Genomic DNA, 15,721 nt, shown 5'->3' with positions numbered 1-15,721 from the left:
CGGTCAGTCGGGGCGCTACCGCTTCGGGGACGACCTGCTCTGGTTCGACATGGCGGAGGAGTACGAGCGGGCGCTGGGTGAGCGGCTGTTGCAGGGCAGGGCCGTGTGGACGGTGATGCACCAGGTGGTGACCGCGCTGGCCGCGGACCCCGACTACGAGCTGCCGTTCGATCCCAAGGACCCGACGGTCTCGCTGGATGAGCTGTTGGCGGTCGTCCAGCACGCCGAGGACAAGAGGTACCCGGAGAGCTGGAGCTCGCTGGCGGAGGACGAGACCGGAATGGCGGAGCTCCGGTCGGAGCGCGGGATCCGTACCAGCGATGAACCGATCCGCAGTACGCGGGGGTTCTACGAGATGTACCGGTCGCTGAAGCTGCCCAGTGACCAGTTCCCGGCGTATGTGAAGGGTGTGGCCGGCTGGGGCCTGAGCCAGGAGTATCCGCTGGTGAACCTGCTGGCGGATCTGCGGGCGTCGGGGATGAGCCGGAACGAGGCCGCGTTGCGTGCTGCGCTGGCCGGTGGTGGGGTGCACCTGTACGGTCTGGCGGACACGGTGTTCGCACCCCGTGAGGGGCTGCCCGCGGGGGACCTGGCGGACCGTCTGCGTCCGCCCCATTGGCGGTACTACGCCGAGGATCCGCCGGGGTGGTCCTCCGGACACCCGGCGGGCAGCCTCAAGGTGCGGGACGGTCTGGCGAAGGCGGTGCGTCTGCTGGCGGCCGCCGAGCAGCTTCCGCCGGTTCCGCCGGAGTGGCGGTCGGCGGTCTCTGCGGCGGAGTGGACGGCCCGGCACGCCGCGACCCGTGCCTGGGGCGGTGCCGGTCAGGGTCTTCCGCTGGACCGTCTGGACGAGGCGCATGTCCACGCCTTGTACATGTTCAGCGAGGACTCCCACCGTCCGCTGCTGGACTCCGGCCTGGAGGACCTGCGTCCCGACGAGCGGACCGAGCAACTGAAGCGGCTGGTCGGCGAGATGATCGACCAGGCGATGGAACCCGACCGCACGCCGGTGCTACCGCCGCTGCTGACGCAGGACGAGGACCTGGCGGCACTGCTGGACGATGCGACGGGGGTTGAGCCCGGGAGCAGTGAGTACTCCGGGATCCGCGAGCAGATGCATGACCACGCCCCGGATGTTGTCGAGCTGCTGAGCGGCCAGATCCCCGTACACGCGGGTATGACGGCCGAGGCTCTGGCACTGCTGCCTCCGGTGAACCGTCCCGGGTACTACGCCGTCCCGGTCCCGGACCAGGTTGCCGCGGTGGACCTGACGGGGCTGACGGCCCGCCGGTTCCAGGAGGTGTGGCCGGACGAGGAGGCGGCCCTGGCGGCGCTGGGGCAGGTGGCGCCGGGGTGGCGCCGTGTCGTGGTGCGGGTGGCGGACTCCTCGGCCCGGGACCTCACCCCGCTGGCCCACGACCCGAGCCGGCCGCAGGTCAGGTATGCCGCGCCGACCGACCTCGTCCCCGTGTCGGCCCGGCCGGCGACCGACGTCAAGGGCGACCCCTACGAGGTGCTGGAGACGACCGAGGCGCCCACGGCCCCGCCGCAGGACGCGCTCGACGCGGTCCGGGCCGTGACCTCCGCCGCCGAAGCCCCGCCGGGCGTCGGGACGGCTAACGCCTCATCCTCCGCGAACGGTGCACCGAAGGCATTTTCTGCGGAGACCGAGGCAGAGGAACCGCGGCCGTACTCGTCGTCCGGTGCCGCACCGGAGTCTTCCCGGGCTCATGGCGAGGAACCGGCGCCGAGCCCGGTGGAGTTCGATGACCAGGGTGAGGCGGCAGGGCCCCTGGAGTCGGAGGACTTCGGAACACATGGATCGCCGGACACGGGTGCGGATCCGTTGGAGCTGGGGTGGCCGCTCGGTCGTACGGTGACTGTGTCGGACCTACGTCGCGGTGGTCTCGCCGAGATTCCGGCGCAGGACGTTCCGGCACGTACGGGTGACACTCCGGAACAGTGGTTCCCGTACGTGCGTCTGTCATCGTCTCGTAGCGTCCCCTTCAGGTACGAGGTCAGTGACCGGGGCCGGATCAAGATCCCCGGTTGGAAGACACCGCTCTCGTCGAAGGGGTGGGTGCGGTTCGACGATCACTTCGTCCATCCGGCGGGTGCGCTCCTGCACGGGGGGAGCGGGTGGATCGGCCGGGTCGCCAAGAAGGACACGGAGACTGCCGCTTTCCAGCGCGCCGCGAGCGCGTCGTACACGCTGGTCGCGGGATGGGAGGGGATGTATTTCGTACCGGACGGGCAGGACGACGCCCCGGCGATCCGTATTCCGCTCGACCCTTCGCTGAACGCCGCCGCGCCGCACCCGCATGGGCACCCCTCCCTCGTGGAAGCCGACGCGACGCTGTACGACGTTGTGCGCCATCGCCTGCCCGCACACCTGCCGGCCCTCGGCGCCGACGGCGCCTCAACGGTCTGGATTCCGGCATCCGTTGTGCGGGATCACGCGCGGGAGTGGTGGTCTCTGACGGGGGCCGCGCCCGCGTCGGGTCCTGGGCTGGTCGACGAGGCGACCGATCAGGCGGTGGCGCGGCTGGAGCGCGGTGAGTCGCCCGTTCCGTACATGCTGGAGGACGCCACCGGCGGTCTGGCCGACCCGGACCGCGGCGGTCTGGTGTTCGGTGTCGAGATCGAATTCACTTTCCCTGAGAACTTCACTCGCGGGCAGCGGTTCTCGGCGCTCAAGGAGATCACCGACAGGCTCCGTGCGGCCGGGCTCACCACGCAGCGGGAGTTCGGGAGTCACCACACCGCGCAGACACAGGAAGGGGGCTATCAGGAGACCAGGAACGGCTGGGTCCTGGAGGGCGACGCATCGATCGGCGCCGAACTGGTCTCTCCGTTGCTGCGCGACAGTCGGCGGACGTGGGAGGACCTGGCGACCGCGACGCGCATCATCCGTGACCACGGTGGGATCATCACTCCGGCTGCGGGGGCGCATGTCCACGTGAGTACGCGCCAGTTCGGCACGGGCACGCGAGAGCGTCTCGCGTTGACCGATCTGTTCCGTGGCTACCAGAGCGCGTTGGGCAGGCTTGCGATGAACCCGCGTGCCCAGGCCCACCGTGGCCTGACCTACGCCCAGGCCCTGCCGCCGAAGGCGTCCGAGGGGCCCGAGGGGACCGCCCCCGTCGGGGCGGTTCCGGACCACTGGCTCCCCACCGAGCACTATGACGCACTCAACTTCGAGAACGTCGTGGGCGTCGGCTCGGACCACGTCGAGTTCCGGCTGCAGGACGGACAACTGGACGAGGCCGAGATCCAGGTCGGGGTCAAGGTCGCGCTCGGGCTGGTGCACGCCGCTCTGCGGCTGGCGGACGACCCCGCCTGGCAGCCGCCCGGCTACGACCCGATCGACGCGCACGCCGAGTTGGTGCAGCGGGTGCGATACCCCGCAGACGGGGTGCGGCAGTCCGGTGACGTCGTCGTGTTCGAACCGGACACGCCCAGGAACACGGCGCGCGTGCGCGCGATGCTGGACACGATCTTCTGGCGGAGGGCCGACCGTGAGCAGGCCCTGGCCGCCTTCGCCGTCAAGGCCTGGTTCGGTGGCCGGGGCGCGCAACCGGGCGCCCATGGAAGCGTCGGCTGGCCCGTGCCGGACGATGTGCCGCAGCTGGAGCCGCTGGCGTCGCTGGGGCGGATCTTCGTGACCCGGCAGCCGGACGCCGTGGCGTTCCTCAATGAGGCCGGCGGATCGGTGCAGGAGTGGGACGCCGCGGGCGTACGCGAACGCTTCGGGCGTGACGACGCCTTCGTCGTCAAGGCTGTGCCGGGTGCCCGGGGTGTGCCGGCCGTCTTCGGCCTCGAAGGCAGCAGTCCCCTGCGCGCTCCGGAGTTCACCGCGCTCATGTCCCAGCTGGGCTGGTCGCCGGAGAAACCGCTCGTGGTCGTGTATCCCGGCGCGGACATCCCTCCGGCCGTGTTCAAGTGGGCCGACGGTGTGACCACTGCCCTGGGCAAGCCGGTTCACCTCACCGTCACCGACGAGTACCTGCCCGGGGAGATCGAGCTGCCGTCGTCCCAGCTGGCCGGCACCGAGGTGTTCCGGCACGGCGACGGCACGGTCGATGACGATGGACTCACGGCATCGATACCCGCGGACTCGTGGCTGCGGATCGGCGGGCCGGACGCAGACGACGCCTGGCCCGCCGGTACCGGGTACACGCGCTACGCCGGTGCGCCGGTGGAACGGGAAGCCGGTCTGACGGGGGGTGCGCCGGGTGTGGCCGAGGACCACACGATCCAGCAGACGAGCACCGTGCTCAGGCAGGGTGCCGGCCAGCCCGAAGCCCAGGAGTCCGAGCGGCACTTCCAGATGCCACCCGCCGATGCCACGACCACCCCTGCGGCCGTCCCGGCCGGTCGGATCGGTCCGGCGATAGCCGCCCCCGACGCCGAGGCGGCCTATCCCGACGCCCGTTCCCGCAACGGAACCGACGTCCACGAAGGGCAGGCCGAAGAGAGCGGGCCGACGCAGACACCGCGTCCCGCCCCGGCTCTCGATGCGACCGGTGACCGGGCCGTCGCGCGTCCCGCCCCGGCCCGCCAGGCGCCCGGTGACCGGACGGACGCCCGGGACACGCACCCGCAGCAGCGGACCGAGACGCCCCAGGGCACCGCCACCGACGCGCCCGTCACCCGGCCGGCCGGCGGCCGCTACCGGCTGCACCCCTACCTGGAGCGGATGCACGCCCCTGGGACGGTCCATCTGTACGGCCTGGACGGGCCCAGGCTGCAGTGGGTCTCCGACCAGGTGCGCTCGCTGACCGACGGCGGTGACCCCCAACCGATCGTGGACGAGCTGGAGGCACGCACCGAGGCCTACCTCGGCGAGGGCATCCCGTACCAGGTCCGCGGCGGGGACGGCTGGTACGACGTGACTGTCTCCCTCGCCCGCGCCCACGACGAGAACCGGCCGCTGATCGTCCTGACCGAGGAGGACCAGGCGGACACCTCCGGAGTGGCGGGTGCGCACGGCACCGTGTCGGCCACCTCGCGCTCGCAGAGGTCGACGGACGGCTGGGGGCTGAAGGGGGCCGCCACCGTCCTCCTGCCGACACCGGTACCGGGGTTGCTCGCGGGCGGCACCGCGGCGGCGAACCTGGCGTTCGGCCAGACGTCGCGGCAGGTCACCGTCGACGAGACGGTGACGAACACGCACCTGCGGGCCAGCACGGGCGGCACGGTCGACGTCCCGCGCAAGGTGACCCTGACGCTGCGGGTGCAGAAAGCGGGGGCAGGCACGGCCCGCACCATGAACAGCGGCGGCACGGTGACCGCCCGGGTGCCGGTCAACCACCTCGTCCCGGCCGCCGTCCGGCCCTGGAACGCCCCGCTGGAGCCGCTGTCCGTCGACCTCGCGCGCGCCGTGCGGCTCGCGGAGTCGCTGGACGTGCTCGCGGTGACCGACGCCGGCGGCCAGTACGAGGGCGGTGGCGGACTCTTCGACGTCATCCGGTCGGTGACGCACCCCGCGGTCACCGCGCCCGGAGCCCGCGGCAGGTCCGCCGCGTTCGGCGCCGGCACCGCGGACCGTCTGACGGAGGACCTGCCCGCCTATTTCGACGGCTGGACCGACTCCGAGGACCTGGTCAGCGCCGACAAGAGCGTGCTGGGCGCCTACCGGGCGCGTGCGGACATCGTCAGGATGGCCCCCGTCTTCCCCATCGACGACATGATGTCCCGCCCCGGCCGGCAGTCCGGCCGGCAGCGGGCGGTGGACACCAGCAGCGGCGTCGGCGGCGACCTCGGACTCGGCCCGGCCGTCGGCCTGGGGCTCCTTGCCGGCGGACCCCGGGTACGACTGGCCCTGCGGCCGGGAGCGTCGTCGGCGGCGAACCGGACGATCTACTCGGCGTCCGCTGCCACCTCCTCGTACAGCAATCAGATCACCGGCAAGCGGATCGTCTACCGGGCCCGGGTGCGGATCTGGGTGGAGGGCACGGGCGCACGCTCCACCGCCATGCGGGCGGGGCGTGGCGACGGGCCGGTGTACAAGGACGTGACCGCCTGGCTGAGCCTGCGTCCCGACGAGGCGCTGTCGCTGGGCGTGAAGGTGCCCGGCGACCTCTCGTCGGTCCCGCTCTTCCTGCGTGATCCGGGATACGAGCGGTTCCTGCCGTTCGGGCCGACGAGCGCGAGCGTGGCGCTGTCCAAAGTGGACACCTTCCAGCTGATCCAGCGGATCGAGGAGCTGTTCGCGAGCGATCCCCGGCTGGCCGGAATCCTGCCCGGCTTCGCCGACGCCAACCACGCCGACCGCTGGGACCAGGTCCCCGAGCTGGTCCGGCAACGCCGCAACCACCGGGCCCTGACCACCGCGCTGTCGCCCTCCGGCCTGAGCGCGCGCAAGGGTCATTTCCTCGGCCGGGGCATCCCGGTGCGGCTGCGCCGCAAGGACTGGAACGTGAACGAGTACGTCCTGGTGCGCGTCAGGGGCCGACTGGTCACCGAGCCCCGGTACAGGGGAGACATCGAGGACTTCGAGAGCCGCAGGGGCGCTGTGTCGGCGCAGAGCGTGCACAGCGGCGGCAGCGGCCAGGACGGTGTCTCGCTGTTGGGAACGGTGTCGGTCAAGCCCCTCCCGGGGCACCTGTACCTGACCTTCGCCGCGGCGCTCGGCATGTCCCGCATCCGCGCCGGCCAGGCGGGGCTGAACACGGGAGGCCGGTGGCTGACCACCGGGTCGGGCGCCACGAGCGCGTTCGACACCTCGCTGGCCTTCGACGTGGAGGTCACCTCCGTCCGGCTCCCCAGGACGTGGCGGCGACGGCTGCTGCCGGGCCGGCCGGGCAGGCAGACACCGTCGGTGACGACGATCGCCCGTACCGGCGCGGCCCCGGCCGCGGCGGACGGCGTGCGGCCGCTGCACATGGACGCGGTGCCGGCACGGCTGACGACCTCGACCGCCCTCACGTTCTCCAGGGCCCAGCGGCACCTGCCGCACATCGCCGCCCGGACCGTCGCGACACCGGTCCCGGAGCTCAGCGGTATCGCGCAGATGCACGACCCGGCGTGGGCGGCCCCCGCTCCCGGCAAGCGGGCGCTGAAGGAGTGGCTCGCCCTGGAGATCGTGGGCGACGGCGCGGAGATCGGCGAGCTGGCGCAGCAGTTGCTGGCCGAAGCCGCGGGCGGCGACGAGGCGTTCGCGGTGCCGGCCCTGGATCCCGCGCTGTGGATCGAGGAGGACTTCAGCCCGGACTCGCTCCCGGTCGCTCTGGCTCGTGGGACGAACGGCGCCTGGGTGGTCGACGACCTGCGCTACCAGCGCAGGCTGGGCACGCTGACCGGAGCCGTCGGCACGCGCTTCCATGTGCTCAACCCCACGGTGGTGGAAGTGGTCGACGGGCCGCCCACCGAGCGGTGGATCACCGGAGGACACCAGGCCGTCGGAGTCCAGGGCGCGATCAGGTCGATGATGCTCTCGCTGATGAGCGGCGGAGCCGGAAGCCCCTCCGGCGACTCGTTCGTGCTGGGCGGCCTGGTCCCCGGCTACGGTCTCGGCAAGTCCTCCCAGGACTCGCTCGCCTCACTCGGGGCGGTCGACCGGATCGGCTTCACAGACGCCGACGAGCGGCTGGTGCTCGTCCAGGGCGATCTGGAGGTCCTGATGGCCGCCGAGGCGAAGGTGGGCATGGGTTCCGGACAGCTGCGCACCGATGGCCGGTTGCTGTCCCGGGCGGTCGCCGCGCTGGTGACCGAGGAGCACGCGCGGGAGTTGGGCCTCGGCCCGCAGGTCGACGAGCGCCTGCGGGCGCGGGGCGTCGCTCCGTCGGAACCCGAGGCCGCCGCCGCGGCGAAGACCGGGGACACGGCGGGGCGCACGGCCGCTCCCCTGCCGTCCACCGTGGCGCCGACCGGGGCGGTGAAGGAAAGCGACGCCTCTGCCGCGACCGCGGCGCAGAGCACGCCGGCCGGGCCCGTGCCGGCCGACTCCGCCGCCGGGCTCGTGCTGGCGGCCGGCCCGCCGCTGGGGCTCGGCGTGGTGGAGAAGCTGCCCGGCTTCGGACGGCTGCTGCCCGCGCTGAGGGGCAAGCTGCTGGAAACCCTCGGCGAGAAGTTCACCGAGGACCTGCTGCCCGCACGACTGCTGGACGACGGGCGGCGCAACACCGTGCGCCTCGCGGCACTGCTCGACGGTGCCGCGGGGCTGCTGGCCGGCCTGGACGACGGCGGTGCGGGCGTGGAGCTGTTCCGGCAGAGCAAGGGCCGGGACGCCTACTGGGCACAACTGGTGCTGGACCGGCGGGACGGCACCTTCGACAGCCGTCCCACGCGAAAGCGCCAGATCGGCTACGCGACCACGGCCGTGCTCGACCGCTCGTCCACCGAGGCGGAGGACCGGGGGCCGGGCCTCGACGTCCCCCTGATCGCCGTCGGCGCCGTCTCGGAGAACTCCGGCACCGTCGCCGGAGTACCCCTCATCGGGACGTCCGGCCGGCGGTCCCTCGCCGACACGGTGCGCCGGGCCCTCGTGACCGGCGTGACGACCAGGATTCCCGGCAAGGACGGGATGGTCCGGCTCCGCATACCGGTGTCCGCGCGGCTGGAACTGTACCGCGGGGGGCTGCCGGAGGACGCGGAGCCGATCGTCTCGGTGGAGTTGACGGCGCCCCCCGCCGCGGAAGACGGCTCCCCGGCCGAGGACGACCGCTACCTGCGGTTCCGGATCCCCGAGTCGGACCTGCGGGCGCTCGCCGGACTGCGCCCGCCGCGGGCCCTGCCCGCGCCGGGGGACCCCGTCGCACCGCCGGTCCCGCTGGCGCAGTGGCGCGCCTCCGGGGCGCGGCTGCCCTGGGAGGCACAGGCCAACGGCTTCAGGGGAGCGCCGCTGGTGCGGGCAGGCATCGTCGACCTGGCCCGGAAGCTGGGCGCCTCGCCGGACTTCGGCACCACCGGCACCGCGGGGGCGCACGTCAGCCGTGAGGGAGTCTCGACGGAGTGGCTGGAGTCGGCGCTGCCCGTGCTGGCCACCACCGGGCTGCCCCTGCCGAAGGCGTTCGTCAAGAGGTTCCCCGGAACCGAGGACCTGGACGTCACCGTGCACGCGCGCCTCACCGGCGGCGAAGTACTCGGCGCGGGTGAGGCGGCGGAATTCGAGGCGGTGGCCGGCGGCGCCCGCGGAACCATGCGGCAGAGCCAGGGCGGGGAGGCCGGCACCCAGGGAAGCGCCCACACCACCGGCGGACAGGGTGCGCCGCTGCCGGGCTGGATGAACGTCGGGGAGCACTACTACCACGACTACGAGCCCGCGCCCTACCGCTCGGCCGGCGGTGAGACCGGCGAGAGCAGCCAGCGGGCCGCCGGAAACGACGCCGTTCTGTTCTTCGAAGGGCCGTCGGCTCTGGTGCAGTTCACCGTCGACCTGAGGCTGGTCGGCCACAAGCGCGACACCGTCGCGCACGCCATGGGGGTCCACGCCCCCCGAGCCGAGGTGGACGTACCGATCGCGCACCCCGTTCCGGTCCGGATGACCCGCGAGTCCGCCGAGCGGATGCTGGCCGCCGGGGCCATCACCGATCCGGAGCGGCATCTGCTGCGTTCGCTGGTGCAGGTGGAGAAGCTCAAGGACCGCGACGGGCGGGACGCGGGGCTGACGTCGTTCACCGACAGCAACGCCGCGGCGCGCCGGGAAGCACACCGCGACGTGCCCGGCATGCGGGAGTACGTCCAATGGCGGCGGGACGGTGACGGCCGGCTGGTGAGCACGCGGCGCAGGCTTCCCCTGTCACCCGGCGCGAAGGTGGCCGTGTGGGGCTCGCACGGCACCGGCGAGGGCTTCCGGGGTGCCGCGGAGAAGGGCCGGACCGCCGACTTCGACACCGAGGGTCTGCTGGCCGTCATGAGGGACCGGCTCCCGGCGGATGCCACGGACATCCTGGTGACGTCGTGCAAGACCGGCGCGGCGGAGGAGGAAGTGCGGGCGGTGGCACGCCGCATCGAGCAGGCCACCGGCCTCGCGGCGCATCTGCCCACGGGTGATGTGTCGGTGACCCCCGCCACCCGGAACGAGCCCGCCCGACTGCACACCCACGAGCGCCCCGACGGCAGCCCCACGGGCTTCGTCTCCGCGCTGCCCGAGGGGCGCCTGCCCCAGGAGCAGACACCCGTCACCGGGGCACCGGCGGGGCAACCGGCCTTCCCCGCGCCGGAGTACCGGAACGCCATCGGCCTGGAGGCCGGGGAGCGCCGTCCGCTGGAGATCAGCACCGGGCGGTTCCCGAGGACGCCCGGAGCGCCGGAGCAAGGCCCCGTACATCCGGACGAGCAGCCCATCGGCGCGGCGACGGCGGCCCCGGCGGCCGAGGACCTCCAGCCTCGGGCCGCCGCGGAAAGCGGGACCGTGGACACCGCCGCGCCGCGGCCGTCGGTGTCCACTCCGGCGGTACCTGAGCCGGTGGCGGTTCGGTCGGCGTCCCAACCGCAGGCACCGGCGGTCCCCGTGATCACCGTCACCCCTCCGGAAGGAGAACAGCCGCCGCCTGCCGACGAGTTCCCCTGGTACATCTCGCACGGCGCGCTGGGCCAGACCGTCGTCCCGGACTCGATCGGGGAGGTGGAGTTCACACCGCAGGACGCCACCCTGTGGGCGGGCCGGGTCAGTCAGCGCCTCCTCCTGCCCGCGACCGACCGGGACGCCGAACTGCGTGCGGGCATCCGCGGCGCGATCCGCGACCTGCTGCTCGCCGGCACGCCGAAGGAGTGGGACGACCTGCTCGCGGCCGGGCGCATGGTCGTCGTCGCGGGCCGGTTGGTGTGGTTGCGTCCCGTGCCGAGCGGCCTGACGCCGCTGGTCCTGCCGAAGAAGGACGTGAAGGAATACCCGGTCGGCTTCGGATCGACGGCGACCGGGGGCAAGAGCGGCCACGAGACCCGGTACGGCGCGGACACCATCCTGTTCACCGCCCTCAGCCTGGGCGCGGGCGCCGCGGCGTCCGCGGCGGCGGTGGCGGCGCCGCAGTTCGTGGTCGGGTCCTCGAAGAGCCGGGAAAGCGCCTGGCAGCGGGTCGTGCTCTCCGGCCGCAAGCCCTTCATCAACGACTTCAGGCGTTTCCTGTCCGGGCTGGAGATGCGGGTCTTCGTCAACGGCGAAGAGGCCACCCCGCCCCGCCGCCGGGTGACCGTGCCCGAGCGCATCCACCTCGACATCCCCACGCCGTACACCGGCGCGGACGAGCCCCGTCCCGACCTGGCGGCGCCCGCCGCGCCGCGTCCCGGCAAGCCGCGCAAGTCGCCGTCCGAGGCCCGGGAACTGCTCAACGCGGTCGATCTGACGCCGGTCATCGCCGGGCTGCACCAGAACATGATCGCCGCCGGGCTGCCCCCCGCGTCCGTGAAGAAGATCATGGACGCGGCCAAGATGGACGGGAAGGAGGGCTTTCTGACCGAGCCCACCGCCCGTAACCGCTACCCGTGGTGGTCCGGCGGGGACAGTTCGAACCCCATCGAGGTCAGCAGCCCGCTGGGCAGGACGTTCCGCGGCCACCTGCGCCTGCACCGCACGTTCGACAGCCTGCAGTACGTCGGTGACACGAACGTCGGCACCCGCGACGACATCGGCGCGGGCACCACCACCACGGCGGCCAGTGCCGGAGCGTCGGTGGCCGGCCTCGGCGCCGGCTACAACACCGCGGGCATCAGCGGCGGCGTGGACGCGTTGCCTCCCGGGAGCGCCGTCGGCGGCTCGCACGGCGAGGGCGGCGGGGAAGGCTCCGCGCACGAAGGCGGCTCCCACGGGCACGGGTTCGAGGCGAAGGGCCTCGCGCCGGCCGCCAACGCCATGTTCATCAGCGACCGCACCGCCGGCCACGCCCTCCAGAGCGGCCACATGAGCCACACGGTGCTCAACATCTTCGGCCACCAGTCCCGTTACCGGGCCGGCATGCGGCTCGTGGCGACCGTCGAGTCCGCCACCCACAAGGTGCAGCCGGTCGACATCGTCACGGAGTCCGAGATCAGCGTGCCCAAGCGGGAGGCGGCGCACTTCGCCGCCCGGACCGTCGGCTCCGACTGGACCGCCGACCTGCGGCCCGTCTCCGGCGGCAGCGACGCGCCACGGCACACCGTCTTCGCACAGCCCGCCCCGCCCAAGCGGAAGAAGACGCCGACCACCCGGTCGCCGTTCCGGTTCCCCCTGCTGGACCGGGTCGGCAAGCTGCCGCAGCCGCACCCGCGAGAGCCGCTCGCGCTGGCCTCGCGGCGCGGGATGGGCTTCTCGATGCCGATCGCCCTCCCGGGCACCGAGACGCTCCAGCAGGACCTGCGGGACGCCATCGCGCAGCACCATGCGAAGGCCGTCGGCAAGGTTGCGGCGGCGCGCAGCGACTGGGCCGGGGCCGACCGCGATCTGGCGATGTTCTACGGCCGCGCCGCCCTCGAGGCCGACCCGGCTCAGGCGTTTCTCGGCATCCACCGCACCATCGAGGTCGGCGGACACCGCTACAAGGTCTCGGCCCAGGCCCGGTGGGGCGCCCGTATCGAGGGCCCCAACCCGATGGCGGACCCGGTCCGTGCCGACGACCCCAAGGCCACCGGCGAGAACTACCCGATCAAGGTCAACGCCCGGGCCGTCACCGGCACGGCTCAGGCCGGTGAGCGCGGCAGGGGGATCAGACGCCGCTTCGCCTTCGGCGGCGCCGCCCGACTCGCGCTCCCGGAGCACGAGTTCGACCTCGGCGCGCTGCACATCACGACCCCGCCGGTGCGGCTCTCGCTCGGTCTGGTCCGCGGGCTGATCACCCGGTCCAAGGGGAAGAAGGAGAAGTTCAGCGGCCTCGCCAAGGGCTACCGCCGTACCGAGACGAACACGAGGGCCGACGAGCACCGTTACGAGCTGACCGTGCGGTGGACGGTCACTTCCGATGCCAAGAAACCCTCGTACCTCAGCGGTCGCGAGAAGGCCGTGGCGCGGATCGTCGTCCCCGACGAGCACGCTCCCACCCGGCCCGTCACCCTGACGCAGGCCGAGGCGCACGGCACGGTCCGCGTCGGCTTCGACCGGTCGACCGTCCTGCCCACGCACCAGGGCAGCGGACCGCTGGACTTCAGCAGCGGCACGCACGGCATCTACCCCGCCTTCCACATGCTCCCCGAACTGGCCCGGCTGGCCGCGGACATGTACGCCGAGGAGAACGGCCTCCCCGAGTCCTGGCTCGACGATCCCGCGTTGTGGCCCGAAGAGATCCGCGACCTCGCCCACCCGGGCCGGCTCGCCTCCCACTTCGACGAGCTCACGCACAGCCTGGGCCTCGAGACGGAACTGCAGAAGGACGGCCGTCACAAGCAGGCGCTGCGCGTGCGGCTGACCTCCTACCTCCGCGCCGACCTCGGAGCCAGTCCCGACGTCGAGGTCGAGCACTACCTCCAGGCCGTGTCGAACCACGAACGGGAGCACAGCGACGGATGGAGCCTCGGCCTCGCCGGCACCCTCGGCCCGCAGTTCAGGCTCGGCTCGGACGCGGCGGGTGAGCACGGCTCCGGGCCCGGCGGGCGGGTGACGGCGCTCGCGTTCGCGGAGGCCGCCAGGAGCCGGGGCGGCGAGGAGAGCGTGAGCAACGGCCGGATCGACATCACCCGTGCCACGTACAGCGGGAACGTGCACACGCTCCGCACCGTCCCGGTCTTCGAGGTGACGTACCTGCGCTGGCGCAACGGGGCGCTCAGCGAGCAGACCCGGTACCTCAGCGCGGACGACGCCCTGGACCTGCTCGTCCCCGAACGACGGCTCTCCGACATCATGCCGCCGCCGGTCCCGGCGATCGTGGTCACACCTCCGCCGGAGGAGCCCGCCGCGGCCGGGTCGGGCAGCACGGAACTCTCCGCCGAGGGGGCCGTGCCGGCCGGGAAGCAGCCGGAGCAGTCCGCCGAGGCGTCCGGGCAGGCCGCGGGCAGGACCAGGCAGGCAGCAGGCAAGCCGCCGACCCGGACCTACCTGTCGCCCGATCTGATCTCGGGCGTCGGACATCCCGAGGTGCTGCCCGCCCACCAGGTCCTCCAGACGATCACCGACCGGTTGCGCGCCCGCGGAGTGATCACCACCGAGAAGGCCGGGGCCACCGGCGGCCGTCCCAACCTCGTGGCCCGGATACTGCGTTCCGCCTTCTCCTCAGGGGCGCTGCAGACCGAGTGGCACGCGCTCACCCACCAGGGCGTCTCACGCTGGATTCCGCTGTCCGGCCCCTTCGGCTCCGCGCGTTACCTGTGGGTGAGGGTCACGGCGGCCGAGCTCGCCGCGCCGCACGGCCGGCGTCCCCGCGACGACATCAAGCTCACCCTGCGCGGGGAGTACCAGGAGGAGCACTCCGACACCGCCGGCTCCGGCTCGGAGTACGGCGGTGGCCTCGACCTCCGCGCCCGCGCCGGGAACCACGAGGTGCACGGCGGCCTGGAAGGCGGAGGCGAGTACCGGGCCTCCCGCAAGGTGAAGGACGGCGAGGTCGAGAAGACCGTCAGGATCTACCGCGCCAACCCCCGTGACACCTCGGAGGAGTTCGAGCACGGCATCACCTTCCGGGTCGAGATGGGGGTGGTCACGGAGCTGCCCGAGGTCATCAGCGCCCCGGCGCGCGGCGCGCACGGCATCGTCCGCCTGTTCGCCGGGAAGCCGGTCCGCCGCCGGCGCATCTTCACCTGGTACGACGCGGGGGACGGCACGAAGGGGAACAGCCCGCTGGTGAAGGGCGGCAGCGTACGGCTGCTCGTGCCCCGGCACCTCACGGTCGAGACCGACGCGCGCCCGGAACCCGTCGACCTCACCAAGCACCGCGAGACCGAGGTCAGCTGGGCGACGCCGCCGCCGGCGCCGCGCAACCGGCTGCGGAAGCCGCCTCCGGGCACGCCGAAGGAGCCCAGGAAGCCCAGGAAGCCCAAGGACAAGCCCGAGCTGCCGCCGTACGCGCGCCCCACCGCGCCGCCCAAGGCGCTGCTGGCGAACCTCCACCCGTGGGCCGTGCCCGCCGCCGCGTCGATCGAGCGCTGGGCCGGCATGACCGCGGTACGCCAGCGGACCGTGCCCACGCTCGATGTGCAGCGGCCGCCGCACATCGACGGCCTGGACTTCACGACCCGGGCGGGACTGCGCTATAGCCACTACGCCGCCGCGACCATGCTGCGGCCGCACATCGTGGAACTGCTCCGGCACAGCTACAAGCTCCCGGTCGGCTCCGAGACCGCGGTCGTCGGTCTCGACCTCGACCGCGCCGAAATCCTCGGCCCCCCCGAGGGGACGCTCATCAAACAGCGCACCTATGTGCAGACCGAGGAGGAGCCCAAGCACGAGAACGAGGAGGAGAGCGGCTGGACGTTCGTGCTGGGCCCCGAGCTGGGCGGCAAGGTGGACGATCAGCAGATGTTCGACCGCATGCCGGCGGTGCTCAGAAGCTGGCTCGAAAGCACGGGCCGGACCGCGGCGATCGGCGGCACCGACGAGCGCAACAAGGAGGGCCAGCGCAAGTACCGGATCTACCGGTTCGACGTCACGGCGGTCATCAGGGGCCCGCACGGAACCGTCCGCGTGGCGGTCCCCGGCGGCCTCTACGGAATGCTGCCGGTCGACAGGTCCGGCAAGCTGGCGGACGGCCTGGAGACCGTGCTGGGCGGCCTCCTGGCCGTCCCCGCGCCTCCGGCACCTCCCGCGCCCACGCGTCCCGCTCCTGCCGTCCCGGCTCCTGTCCGCAGGGTCACCCCGCCCGCCCAGGCACGGTGGTGA

General features: G+C 72.9%; 1 protein-coding gene (running past one end of the window). It reads left to right on the top strand.

The genetic code is table 11. The features are described 5' to 3' along the window. On the top strand, positions 1–15,721 hold the final stretch of the coding sequence (locus tag ACFY0F_RS30985; RefSeq protein ID WP_388801545.1) for an amidoligase family protein. 22,994 nt of this gene lie to the left of the window's left edge; 15,721 of the gene's 38,715 nt are visible here — the last part of the coding sequence; its start codon lies off the left edge, out of view; it ends in the stop codon at positions 15,719–15,721.

Origin of the sequence: Streptomyces sp. NPDC001544 (genome assembly GCF_042894285.1) — a bacterium.
GTDB lineage: Bacteria > Actinomycetota > Actinomycetes > Streptomycetales > Streptomycetaceae > Streptomyces.
This window is presented reverse-complemented; position numbering and strand designations above follow the sequence as displayed.